Here is an 11,720-nt window from a genome sequence, read left to right as displayed (position 1 = left end):
GGAACGGGATGGGAAGCCCACCGGCCTCGCGGGTCATTTCACCTTGTCGTTGGCATCGGTGATCTCATAGATGACGCCCTTGTTATGTCCCGGCGAGAGGTACCAGGTGGATGGCCCGGCACCGCCGGTGGGTTCCCCTCGATAGAGGCGTTCGCTCGCCCTCCCTCCGCTGGTGGTGGGAATGAGGTCATAAGACTTATACGTATAGCCCTTGGGAAGACTTCCGTCGCTGTTGCTGTAGCTGTGTGGGTATCTCCCGGCTTTTTCCAAGCCGGCTTCGGTGCCGTGCTTGACGTCTGAGATGGCCTTCTCGACCACAGTCCAGCCGTAGTTGGCCCCAGTGCATTCTTTGAGCTTCTTCTGGACCAGTCGTGTGGGTTTCTTTGTGGTTGTCGGTTTTTTGGTCGTGGTGGGTTTTTGGGTAGTTGTCGGTTTTTTGGTCGTGGTGGGCTTTTTGGTGGTCGTCGGTTTTTTGGTCGTGGTGGGTTTTAGGGTGGTCGTCGGTTTCTTGGTCGTGGGCTTTTTGGTCGTGGGTTTCGGGGGTGGCACCGGTGTGCTCCCTTCGGGTTCGCAGGCGGTGTGATGTGTGGTGAGTGGGTTCGGTGCGGCGGGCCGGAGGATTGCCGCACCTTTGGGCGACGCGTCCGCTATACGCTTCAACCATTCCGGCCGGGTGAGGACATACCCCGGCCTGGACCAGGCCGGTCGGACGGTCGAGGCGGTCCGGCGCCGCCGGCCGCCGGGGGTGTCCTCGGCGACCGGCGGCCGGCGCCTGGGTGGGTCGGTCCGGGTGTGGTACTCGACCGGCGTCGTCTCGGAGTCGGAGCAGAACCACCTGTCACATGGGCCGGCTCTCCTCGCCCGCACGTACGCCGAACGGGAAGAAGGCGAGCAACTTGTTGTCCTTGTCCTTCAGCCTGACTTCTCCGTTGCAGTAGTAGTCGACGTCGACTTCCTGGGTGATGGTCAACGTGGTGGGCAGCTTCGCCCACTGCAGCACCTCGTTGATGGGGGCACACCACCACCAGTGGCCTTTGTGCTTGTCGTTGAAATAGCCGATCAGGTCTCCGCTGACGGTCGCATGGAACGTGAACCTCGCCTTGAGGGTTCCGCGGCTTGCGGAGAGTTCGGCGACGACCGACTGGTGCGGCTGCAAGGTGACACTGACCCCGCTCTGCGATCCGACGGTGATGTCCTTGGTCTCTGTCTTGCTGTGTCCCCACTCGTGGGAGTAGGTCAGCTGTGTCGACCCTCCGCCTCCGGTTCCGAGGAATTCGACCTGGTAATTGAAGGTCTGGCCGACGTCGACCCTGTTGCTCTGGGTCCAGGTGTCGCTCACGCTGCAGGTCACACTGTCCTGGACGGATGCGTTGAACTCGCCGGCCTTGGTCGAATCGTTGGTGAACGTCTGGTCCTTCACGATGACCGGCTTCGTGTCGATGCCGATGATCTCGGACTTGGCCAGGATCAGCGTCGTGCTGGGAACGGTCCAACCAAAGGTCTTGTAATGTTCGTCGCTCCAGTAGACGTGGTCGGGTTTCCCGTCGAGGATCTTTCCGAATCCCTCCTTGATGGTCGACCCGGTGAGCCTGAAGGACTTGGCCTCCTTGTCGGTGACGTGGTGGATCTCCTTCCCGCTCCCGAAGGCCTTGCAGTGCTCCTTGTTCTTGGCTGCGGCAACGTGCAAATGGAAGCTCATGCGATTCTCCGTTCAGAATTTCGCCGATCTCCCGCCGGTGATTTCCGCCGGTAGACGGCCCCGGGTTCATCCGGATGACTCGACCGGTCCGGGCCGATCAATTTTTGGTCTCCGGAAGCTGAACCGTGGTTCGCGTCATCCATGCAACGACGGCGCGTAACCCCCATCGACATGCCCGTCGTCCGACTCGGCCGAGAAGGGCGGCAGTTCAACCGCACGGCGCCGATCTACCGGACGTACTCATCTCATCGATCGTGTGTCCGCCTTCGCGTGCTCTACGGCATCCACGATGTCCGGGTATCGGATGGGCCGCATCTTGATACAACCAAATGGACGGTTTTATCGAAGACGCCGCCCGCCCCGAGGCCCCCGGCGATGAGTACTCCTGGCGGTTGCGTCGTGTGCATCTTGGTCTCGCCGGGGTCGTCAGGGCGGCGGCGTCGACCCCGAGGGGTGCCCCATCCGGGAGCCGATCCGTAACCGCTGGTTGCCGTCGGCGACCGTGTAGCGCGGACGCCCGTTCGCGGGGCGGACGGTGCGTGGCGCGCCTTCGTCGACGACGTGGGGAGAAGGGGCCGATGTGGGGGTGTCGCAGGAGGTGGTTCTCCGGTTCGAGGACTAGGACGAGGTGAGGCCACGATCGGCGGTTGGCCACTTCGTCGACCGATAGTCGGTCATACAGGGCATCGCGAGTGGAGAAGGACCGGTTCGGCCTTGGGGGGCGACCCCGTGTTCCGGGCGTGACCCGGACCGGTGCGCTCCCCGAGCGGCTTGCCTCGGCGGAGCCCGCCGAGCGGCGGCGACCCCGGCCGAATCCCGATGAGACATTCGACCTGTCCGAATCGCCTGCCGATCACTCGAACGACGCCGATCACGTGATCGTTCATCAGGTGCTCGGCTCTCGGGCCGTGGGCAGCGCCAAGGGCAGCGCGCCACGAGCGGAAGTCGATGTCCTGTGCATGCCGGTCCACCCGGAGAGCGACTTCGGCTGCTGGGGTCGCACGGTTTCGCGGCTCGCGGGTACGGTCGCGCGCCAGGGTACGGCATCGACGGGCCGGGATTCGCCGGGATCGGTCTCGTCGAGGACCGCGGTGTTTGCGTCGGTCGACGATCCGCAGGCACGGTACCCCCGCCGTCATAGCGGCTGGTCGGTCCAGAGTTACCGATCGACGGTATCGATGTGTCGCCTAGCGGCTTCGGTGCGACAAGAATCCCACCAATGGGTTAGTTGGACAGGTTGTACGAGCCTTCCCCGAGCCAAGCTGAGGCGGGAACCCGACGCGGCCACACGTCCCCGTCGCTTCGAGTCCTCCGGTCGGCATGCACGCCCGTGCCCGTCCCCAGGGAGCAGCCATGAACGCCTCCTTCGCCTTCCGCTCCGCCACCACCCGCCGCGCGCGCCACCGTGGGCCGTGGTGCATACGCGCGGCTCTCGCCGTCTCCGCAGCCTTGGCCTCCGTCCCGGCCGCCGCCGTCCCCGCGTATGCCTTCGGCCCCGATACGCACACGGACATCACCACGCGGGCCCTGTCCGGTTTCCAGAAGGTGTCCCTCGCCGCGATGGCCGCGCACAAGATCGACAACACCCACTGGGGCGCCATCCAAATCAGCGACCACATCCACGCCGAGCAGACCCGCTACCACTGCGACGACGCGGACTACCTGGCGACGAGTTCCTACCCGCGCACCAGGCAACAGGCCACCAACGAACTCCTCGCCTGCGTGGAAACCGCCATCGTGGGATTCGACAAGGCGGTGGCCGCCGCCGACCGACTCGTCGATGCCGGGGGGCACATCAAGCCCGCAGAGGTCGCCCTCGGCCACCCCTGCACATACGACGACCGCCGCGGCCGCGCCAAGTGCGAGGTCTTCGAACACCTCGGACACGCCTGGCACGTCGTCGAGGACTTCTACGCCCACAGCAACTGGAGCGACGAGGCCGATCCGAAACACGGCATCGGTCTGGGCAACCCGCCCGGGCTACGCCAAAGGAAACCCGCACCCTTCTTCACCCTGCGCACCTACAGCCACCAAGCCACCGCCGCGTGGAAGAAGGACGCGGCCGTGGCCGTGGACCCGAAGCTGACCACCGGCTGCGTCCCCGGCGAGTACGAGTCCGACGGGAAGAAGGCCGACTGCAAGGGCCGCATCAATCACTACGACTCCGCCGGCCAGAAAGGCCTCAGCAAGGAAGTCTCGCGGGGCAACGTCGGCGATAACCTCAACCAGGCCGTCAAGGTCGCGGTCGCGGACATCGAACGCCAGTGGCAGGACTTCCGGGACGAACTCCTCGCCAAGTACCCCGGGCGCGGCAAGAAGATGATCTGCGCCCTCACCCACGACACACCCACCGACTCCACCTGCGGATAGTCGGTGCCCGGCGGACGGCCTGCCCAGGGATCCGGTGGCCCGGACGGCCGGGCCGCGGCGCGGCGACGAGCCGTACTTCGGCCGCGTCTGCTTCGCGGCATCGGGTTCCGCCTCGAGTTCCGTGTTCAGGGTTCGATGGCGGGATGGACGGTCCCTTCCGAACCGCCCTCCAGGGAGATCGGGAAGTCCACGGGTGCCCCGACGCACGTGAAGTGTCCCGCCCGCTGAACCTCCAATTGGCCGGACGGAACGCACAGGGAACCGGAGGGCCAAAGGAGATTCGATCCGGCCTTGTCGCCGACGCGGCAAGGCCGGATTCCAAGCTCACAGTCCAGTGGCATGTGATTCTCGTCATCCAACAGTTTGGTGGACGTAGCGACGACGATTCGTGCAGTCTGTGCCTCCGATGGAGGAGGTGTGCCGAAGTGGGCGAGAAGCCTGATACGCCGGCTATGACGCTGGCCGCGAAGCTCGACCGACTGTTCGATGTCGTGCGCAAGCCCGATGGCGGTGCGTACAGCAACGGTGAGGTCGCGCGGGGGATCAAGGAGCAGGCGGGCTCGGGAGGGGCGACCGTGTCCGCGAGCCTGGTACAGCAGCTTCGGACCGGGGTGCAGACGAATCCGACGCTGAAGACCATCGACGCGCTCGCCCGGTTCTTCGGCGTCGAGCCCGTCTACTTCTTCGACGACGCGGCGGCGGAGCGCATCGCGGCCGAGCGGGACGCGTGGTCGCGGATGCGGGAGAACGACGTCCACCGCCTGGTTTTTCGCGCCGACGGCCTGTCGGCGGACAGCCTGCGAATGGTGAGCGCGGTGATCGAGCAGGCTCGGCGCCTCGAAGGGCTCAAGCCGGATGCCCACGACGCGGGTGAGACGCGGGCGGGCGAGCGTGATTGAGATCTTCACCCGCGACGTCAGCGGCGTCGATCGGCTTTGGCGCTCGTCCCAGGACTATCGAAGGACTTCGTGCGTGGATCTCAGGCGGCTTCGGGACGACTGTCGCAAGCGGTTGGAGACCCTGGACATCGACGTTCCCGATCCGTTCGACGCGCAGCTCCTGTGCCGGAACATCTCGCGATCGCGGGGGAGAGACCTGCGCCTGATGCCGTTGGCAGAGGGGCTTCCGGCGGGGATGCCGTGCGGGATGTGGGTCGCGACCGAGACGGCCGACTGGGTCTGGTACGACGCCTCGACCAGTCCGGCGCACCAACGGCACATCATCGCGCACGAGCTGGCGCATGTGCTGTGTGATCACAGCGGTGGGATGGACGCGCTGTTGGCCGGGCAGTTCTCGCCGGACCTGGCTCCGTCCACGATCGAGCGCATGCTCGGGCGCACGTCGTATGACGACGTCCAGGAGTTGGAGGCCGAGACGCTCGCGTCCCTGCTCACCGCTCCTGCCGGGCCGGCGGAACCCGAGCTGCCCGGGCGGGTGTTGTCGCGGTTGCACGCGAGTTTGACCGAGCCCGCGCGGCGCTCCGGCAGGCGGTCGTGATGCACGTCTTGGAGCTGGGTGTCGTGGTGCTGGCCTGGGTGATCGTCGTGTGGAGACGCCCCACCACCGACAGCTCGTACCGGACGCGCTCGCTCTGGGGAGCGTTCGTTGCTTTGGCCGTCGCCCTCACGATCCGGGTGCCCAGAGTCGACGACGCGATCGAGAACATCACCGGCGTGGCGCAGGTGGGCACGCTCATGAAGCACGTCGTCGGGCTCGTGGCGATGCTCCTGATCGTCAATTGGATCACCGCTCTGGTGTCTCCCACGGAGGAGCCACCGGCGTTCACCTCGCCTCGGTACATCACCACCGGGGTGATGATCGGCGCGTTGGTGGTGCTGTTCTTCCTCATCCCCGACCGGGACCACGATGGCGACTACTTCATCACCGACCATGCGGGTGACGCCGTCGCGACCGCATACCAGCTCGTGTTCGTCGCCGGCGCGACATTGGCGACGGGAGTGGGCACCCTGCTGGTGGCCCGTGCGGCGCGCCCGGCCCCGGCGGGCGGTCTGCGGCGGTCGTTGGCGACGCTGGCACTGGGGAACCTGCTCGGCGTGGGCTACTGCCTGCTTCGCGCGGCGTACCTCCTGATCGCCGCCACCGACGGAGCCTGGCCCGGAGGTGACGACGCCTTCGAGACCGCGTCCAACGCGGTCAAGTTGACGGCCATCATGCTGATCATCGCCGGGACGTCGTACTCGGCGTTCGCGGCGGCCCTGCGCCGGTGGAGGCAATGGGTGGCGATGCGCCGCCTGTACGCCCTGTGGTGGGCATTGACGGAAGCGGTGCCGCATGTCGTCCTGTGCGGCGAGAACGAACCCGGCGAGTACAGCCCGGTGGAGTTGACGTATCGGTTGCATCGCCGCGGGATCGAGATCCGCGACGCGGCCCTGACGCTGCGCGACACCGCGCCGCCAGGGCTGCACCGGGACGTGGTGCTCGCGGTGGAGCGGGCGGAGGTGCCGGAGGATCAGCGCGCTGCGGTGGCCGAGGCGTACTGGCTCAAGGAAGTCCTGCGGTTGGCCGAACAAGGGATCACGGCCTCGGGCGACCTCTCGTACACGCCGCATCCGGCGGCCGAGTCGGAGGCGGAGACCGCCTGGTTGGTGCGTGTGGCCCGGGCGTTCGCCTCGCCCACGATGCGCCGAGTCGAGGATGCCATTCCGGAGAAGGCAACATGAGCACCACACACCGATCCCCGAAGTCCGTCCCGTCGGGGGAGCATCTGGCGCGGACGGTCACCAACGTGCTCGCGCCGCAGTACATCGTTGTGGTGCTGCTGTTGCTCGTCGGTGCGGTGACAGGCGGATGGACCGGGGTCGGCTGGGCGATGTGGGCGATCCTGTTCGCCGCCGTCCTGCCACTGATGCTGGTCAAGATCGGCATTCGCCGGGGCAAGTGGGCGGATCGTCACGTGAGTAGGCGAACCCAGCGGATGCGCGTGATGCCGGTCGTGATCGCCCTGGTGGCAGCCGGACTGACGTCGATGGCCGTACTCGGGGCACCACACGACATGGTCCTTCTCGTCGTGGTGATGGTGGTGACCTTGCTCGTGCTCACCGCGATCACCAGCGTGTGGAAGATCAGCGTCCACACCACAGTGATGACCGGGGCGGTCACCCAGACCGCCTACGCGCTGGGCGCGTGGTGGGCATTGGGTGCCGTGCTCGTTCCGCTTGTCGCATGGTCGAGGGTGGCTCTGCGGGCCCACACACGAGCGCAGACGGTCGCCGGCGCCATCGTCGGCTTTGTGATTGCCGCAGGATGCTGGGCTCTCGGCTGAACCTCGACCGGACTTAGCCTCCCTACACCCTGCCGGCCAAAGTACGGCTCAATTCCTCGACACACGCCCCGGTCGCCGGCCAGTGGAGCGCGGCCTCGATGTCGATGAGGCGATCGGCCTGAGCGTCGAGATCCGGCAGCGGTGGCCGCGGGGGGACCAACTCCACGCGTTGCGGAGCCTTGCCTCGGCGCAGCGCGTCGGCGGTCAGGACGGTCCACGCCGCGACGGTCGCCAATTGGAGCTCGGCGCCTGTGAGTCCACGTCCCTCCAGGTCGATGCGGAGGCGGTCGCACAGGTCCGGGTCGGCGTAGCGGCGAAGGGCCAGCATGCCGTCTCGGATCTCGACGACGTCCCGGACCAGGCGCATGTGCGCCGCCTCCAGGCCGAGCGGATCGGGGCGCGTGCCGGGGGGTGCAGGAAGGACGGCGTCGGGGATCGCCGGCACGACGAGATCCCAGAGCGGGCGAAGCGCGCGAAGGCGCTCATGGGTGATTCGGGTCCAGTGGCGATCGAGCATGGTCGTGAGGCGACCCGGTACTCCGTCGTCCGACCGTTGCGCGGGCAGGCACGGGGACGTTGCCCGTGCGTAGATGAGCGAGGCGAGCATTTCCGCCTCGCTTTCCTGGGCGGGGGCGAAACCGTGACGTCCGCGTAGCCCGGAGGTCTCCACATCCGGGGCGTCCGAGTGCGGTGCGGTGTGGCCGCAGATCAGGTGAGCCAGCTCATGCAGGACGACCAGTTCGAAGTGCGCGCCGGTCAGGCCCGGGTCGTGGAAGATCCAGTCGGTCGTCTCCAGCGGGACGGTCAGTGCGTGGACGCCGCCGCTGGGGTCGGGATCGGCCGCTGCCGCGATGCCTATGTCGCGGCAGCGCAACTCCTCAACGGTACGGCGGAACGCGTCCAGGTCGAACGGGCGAGGTATGGCGATTCCCTCGAGCCGCTGTTCGCAGGCGGCGAGCAACGGTTGCAAGTCGTCCACGTATGTTCCTCAAGCTCCGACGGGCGGGAAGTGCGAACCCCCGCTCGCGGCGAAGCCGACGACCCGCGCGACTCCACGCGAGATGTTAGAACACAAATCAGGACGATTCGGCATCAGATCCGACATGTGTGACCAGAGGCACGATGCCTTGGAGATGTCGCGAACTGGCTCGACACGGTGTTGCACGGGTGTGAGGGCGACATGCGACCCCTGCTCGCGAAGCGCGCGATGGAGCCGGGTCCTATTCGACCGGCCCCGGGTCCTCCGGCGGCTCGGGAAGGCCCTCCAAGAGGCGCACGCGGTCGAGCATCGCGGCGATGCTGGCCTGGCTCTCCCGCGACAGCCCGTTGGCGCGGAGGGCGATCGAGCGAACTCCCGCGTCGCGGACGGCGGCGAGCATCGCGAGTTGGGCATCGGTCCGCTCGGCCACGGCGTCGTCGTAGAAGTAGGTAACGGACACGCCGAAAAACTTGGCTACCGCGTTCAGGCGGCTGTGGGTGGGGTCGTCTCTGCGCCCGGTTCGCAGTTGCCACATGTACGTGGCGCCGATGACCGTTTCGCCGGCCGCCTCGTTGATCAGCTCCACGGCCTCGGCCGTCGAGTACGGGCCGCGGTCCGGTGGGTGCACGGTCGCGAACAGGTGCTCCAGGCGCTGCGCGAGCATGCCCGGTTCGGGCGCCGCCTCGTCCACATCGTCGGCCATGGCGTCACCTCCCTGTCGGACCGTGTGATCCAACTCTGCCCGATCTGCTAGCGCGGAAGCAAATTGGTCGCATTGAGATCACCTCTTCGCGATGGCTAATTTTCGTGATCTACTACAGACAGCCCACGTGACCCGACGGGGAGTCATCCGGCGTGACATCGGACTGTTGTGGCCGGTCGACCCAGGGCTACGAACAAGGGTGGACTTGGTCGCCGACCCGGTGCCATCGTGTCCGTCCGACGCCGCCCTGCGGCCCACGCGAGGAGCGCGCGATCCCATGACCTAGCCCATCGAACCGCCACGACGAGCGGTGAGAGCACAACGGCGCCCGGGGGCGGGAACCCCCGGACGCCGCGCTCGAACCCCACGAAGAGGCTCGGATACTCCATAACCGAAGCGACCGGCCCAACTGTCGAGGGCCGTGCCGGTGGCTTCACTTACGATTCGGGGATTCTCGCATGACCGACATCGTGCGTACAGACCTGCCCGCAGCCGGCGCCGCGGAGCAGGTCCACGCCACAACACCGCCTCCCTGCTGCTCCGACCACTGCCCCTGCGACCGCGCGGTGGACCACGACTTGGGCCGACTGGTCGGTGACCTCGCTGACGATCCGGCCGTGGTCCGGCTCGTCCTGGAGGCGAGCGGGATCTTGACCGCGCGCCTGCTCGACGAGTACGGCGCTTTGCTGGACCTGCCGGTTCAGCTCTGCGCGACCGTCGCATGGCGCGCGGACCGCGCCTTCCCCGGCGTCGCCTGGGACCTCCCGCACGACTTCCACCCGACGACCGGACGCCTGACCCCCGCGATACCGAGGGGGTGCTGAATGCCCAGAATCCGTACCACCAAGCCCGAGTTCTACGAGTCGGACACGCTGGCCATGGTGTCCCTGTCGGCCGAGCGCACCTTCAGTGGACTGTGGCCGTTCTCCGACGACTACGGCCGCATCCGCGACAACCCTGCCTTCATCCGCTCCAAGGTGTGGTGCGTCCGCACCGAACACCCCGAGGAGGGAGTCGCCGACGACCTCCGCCAGCTCGCGGCCGTCGGGGTCATCTGCCGCTACGTCGGCTGCGACGGCAAGAACTACCTGCACACCGTCAACTGGGACGAGCACCAGAAGATCGACAAGCCCGGCGCGCCGCACTGGCCTTCGTGCCCGGTACACCAGGCCACCCAGCGATGCTCCAAGTGCGGCGGGCCGTGCAAGCGCCTCTCGCGCGACACCGAGGCCTCGAAGACGGCTTCCCGGGACCTCGCCGAGCCGTCACCGAGGATTCTCGCCACGGCTGCAACGCCTTGCGTAGGTTCCCCGAGGGACGTCGAACCGGTGACCGCCGCCCCGGCGACTCCGACCGCAGTGTCTCGCTCCGAGCCGCGTTCGCCTGTCGCCGTTGGCAGCGAATCCGCAGGTCGGGACACGTTCGCCGAGTCCTCGGGGACCACTCGCCGAGCCCTCACCGAAGGCTCGGCGCCTGGACCTGGGACCTTGGACCTAGGACCTGTTCCCTCCGGGGGGCGCAAGGCGCCCGCGCCCACTGCCACCGAGCGACTCGATGACCGTCCCTCGACACCGACGGACGCGCCGACCGCCTCCCGGCTCATCGCCGAACACGTGAGTGCCTGCCGAACCCGACCGCCCAAGGACGTCCTGGGACAGACCGCCAAGCTCGTCGCCCGCTTGTTGGACGAGGGCATTGCCCCCGAAGCCGTCCGGGTCGGGCTGGAACGCCTGCGTGCCAAGGCGCTACACCCGAGCGTCCTTCCGAGCCTGGTCAACGAGGCCCTCAACCCGCCAACGTCCGGCGCGGGCACCGGCGGTACCGGGTACCGACCCTGGACCAACTCGCCGCCTGTCACCGACCTGGTCGCGGTGGGCACCGGTTCGTGGGGCTCGCTGTGACCGAGCCCCAGCCGATCGGCCGCTTCGACAAGCGCATGGCCGACATCCTTGCCGCACGCGGCATCGACCCGACCGCCGAGGTCCATCTCGAACCGGACGACCCCCGAGGCGAAGCCCTTCGCCTGGCGAGCGAGCGCATCCCGCCGCTCTTCCGCGACGCCCAGCCCTGGCACCCCGACGTCCTGTCCTGGGTCGACGAGGTCCTGCGCAATGCCGACCGGGGCATCACCGGCATGCGCAGGATCACCACCGGGTCGACCCTGCTGATCGGCGGGACCACCGGAACCGGCAAGACCCACAACGCCTTCGGCGCCCTGCGCCGCCTCATCGCCTCCGGCTGCGCCGCCCGCTGGACGGCGTACAACCAGCCCGACCTGCACGCCCACCTGCGCCCCCGCAAGGACGCCGACAACGAGCGCGAATTCCTGGCCATCGCCAACAGCCCGCTGCTCATCCTCGACGACCTGGGCGCGGCCAAGCCGTCCGAATGGACGGAGGAGCTGATCTACCGGCTGATCAACCGCCGGTACGAACGCATGCTCCCGACCCTGATCACGACCAACCTGCGCTTCGACCACCTCGGTTCCTACCTCGGCGACCGCATCGCCTCCCGACTGATCGAGATGTCCACCGAGGTACACCTCACCGGCGAGGACCTGCGCCGCGCCATCCGCGCGCAACGCGAACTCGACCGCGCGCACGCCCGCGACGCCGCCTGACGCACGGCACGTCGCACCCTCCATGACCGCACGACCCCGTCGGCTCCCGGCCTGCCACGCTCGGGC

Annotated in this window: 12 protein-coding genes; 8 read left to right on the top strand and 4 right to left on the bottom strand. The window is 67.6% G+C overall.

Going from position 1 to position 11,720, the window contains the following annotated elements; translation table 11 throughout:
• Positions 1-33: 33 nt before the first annotated feature.
• Positions 34-549 (bottom strand): hypothetical protein, encoded by a 516-nt coding sequence (locus tag ACFXKZ_RS07480; protein WP_379997489.1) that lies wholly within the window; start codon positions 547-549, stop codon positions 34-36.
• Positions 550-838: 289 nt separating this feature from the next.
• Positions 839-1,699, bottom strand: coding sequence for an ETX/MTX2 family pore-forming toxin (locus ACFXKZ_RS07475; protein ID WP_379997488.1), 861 nt, complete (start codon positions 1,697-1,699; stop codon positions 839-841).
• A 1,353-nt stretch (positions 1,700-3,052) separates the two neighbouring features.
• Between ACFXKZ_RS07475 and ACFXKZ_RS07470 the strand changes: the two genes are divergently transcribed.
• The 5 genes from ACFXKZ_RS07470 (at position 3,053) to ACFXKZ_RS07450 (ending at position 7,352) form a co-directional block, all read left to right on the top strand.
• A complete protein-coding gene (locus tag ACFXKZ_RS07470; protein WP_379997486.1) occupies positions 3,053-4,069 on the top strand; it encodes a CinY protein in 1,017 nt (338 codons plus the stop codon).
• Between the two features lie 341 nt (positions 4,070-4,410).
• Positions 4,411-4,968, top strand: coding sequence for a Secondary metabolite protein (locus ACFXKZ_RS07465; protein WP_379997484.1), 558 nt, complete (start codon positions 4,411-4,413; stop codon positions 4,966-4,968).
• Between the two features lie 73 nt (positions 4,969-5,041).
• The gene (locus ACFXKZ_RS07460) at positions 5,042-5,566 is read left to right on the top strand and encodes an ImmA/IrrE family metallo-endopeptidase (protein ID WP_379997482.1); all 525 of its coding nucleotides are present in this window, start codon (positions 5,042-5,044) and stop codon (positions 5,564-5,566) included.
• Positions 5,566-6,750: an MAB_1171c family putative transporter gene (locus tag ACFXKZ_RS07455; protein ID WP_379997481.1), complete on the top strand. Its 1,185-nt coding sequence runs from the start codon at positions 5,566-5,568 to the stop codon at positions 6,748-6,750. The genes ACFXKZ_RS07460 and ACFXKZ_RS07455 overlap by 1 nt, the downstream gene beginning before the upstream one ends.
• 65 nt (positions 6,751-6,815) lie before the next feature.
• Complete coding sequence (locus tag ACFXKZ_RS07450; RefSeq protein WP_379997479.1) at positions 6,816-7,352, top strand: hypothetical protein; 537 nt, start codon at positions 6,816-6,818, stop codon at positions 7,350-7,352.
• 22 nt (positions 7,353-7,374) lie between these two features.
• On the opposite strand, the gene ACFXKZ_RS07445 is transcribed toward ACFXKZ_RS07450, so the two are convergent.
• Complete coding sequence (locus tag ACFXKZ_RS07445) at positions 7,375-8,331, bottom strand: DUF6545 domain-containing protein (RefSeq protein WP_379997477.1); 957 nt, start codon at positions 8,329-8,331, stop codon at positions 7,375-7,377.
• Positions 8,332-8,572: 241 nt separating this feature from the next.
• A complete protein-coding gene (locus ACFXKZ_RS07440; RefSeq protein WP_379997476.1) occupies positions 8,573-9,034 on the bottom strand; it encodes an XRE family transcriptional regulator in 462 nt (153 codons plus the stop codon).
• Between the two features lie 458 nt (positions 9,035-9,492).
• Between ACFXKZ_RS07440 and ACFXKZ_RS07435 the strand changes: the two genes are divergently transcribed.
• From ACFXKZ_RS07435 to ACFXKZ_RS07425, 3 genes are read left to right on the top strand one after another with little or no spacing between them, the layout of a single operon-like run.
• On the top strand, positions 9,493-9,858 hold the full coding sequence (locus ACFXKZ_RS07435) for a hypothetical protein (RefSeq protein WP_379997474.1): 366 nt from the start codon (positions 9,493-9,495) through the stop codon (positions 9,856-9,858).
• The gene (locus ACFXKZ_RS07430) at positions 9,859-10,935 is read left to right on the top strand and encodes a hypothetical protein (RefSeq protein ID WP_379997472.1); all 1,077 of its coding nucleotides are present in this window, start codon (positions 9,859-9,861) and stop codon (positions 10,933-10,935) included. It abuts the gene before it with no gap.
• Positions 10,932-11,654 (top strand): ATP-binding protein, encoded by a 723-nt coding sequence (locus ACFXKZ_RS07425; RefSeq protein ID WP_379997470.1) that lies wholly within the window; start codon positions 10,932-10,934, stop codon positions 11,652-11,654. The genes ACFXKZ_RS07430 and ACFXKZ_RS07425 overlap by 4 nt, the downstream gene beginning before the upstream one ends.
• Positions 11,655-11,720: the final 66 nt, after the last annotated feature.

Source organism: Embleya sp. NPDC059237 (assembly GCF_042754105.1).
In the GTDB taxonomy this organism is placed as follows: Bacteria; Actinomycetota; Actinomycetes; order Streptomycetales; family Streptomycetaceae; genus Embleya.
This window is presented reverse-complemented; position numbering and strand designations above follow the sequence as displayed.

Bases quoted from the DNA above. Each gene is read 5' to 3' on its own strand.
- ACFXKZ_RS07475 (WP_379997488.1), bottom strand. From the start codon at position 1,699: ATGAGCTTCCATTTGCACGTTGCCGCAGCCAAGAACAAGGAGCACTGC.
- ACFXKZ_RS07470 (WP_379997486.1), top strand. From the start codon at position 3,053: ATGAACGCCTCCTTCGCCTTCCGCTCCGCCACCACCCGCCGCGCGCGC.
- ACFXKZ_RS07455 (WP_379997481.1), top strand. From the start codon at position 5,566: ATGCACGTCTTGGAGCTGGGTGTCGTGGTGCTGGCCTGGGTGATCGTC.
- ACFXKZ_RS07440 (WP_379997476.1), bottom strand. From the start codon at position 9,034: ATGGCCGACGATGTGGACGAGGCGGCGCCCGAACCGGGCATGCTCGCG.
- ACFXKZ_RS07435 (WP_379997474.1), top strand. From the start codon at position 9,493: ATGACCGACATCGTGCGTACAGACCTGCCCGCAGCCGGCGCCGCGGAG.
- ACFXKZ_RS07430 (WP_379997472.1), top strand. From the start codon at position 9,859: ATGCCCAGAATCCGTACCACCAAGCCCGAGTTCTACGAGTCGGACACG.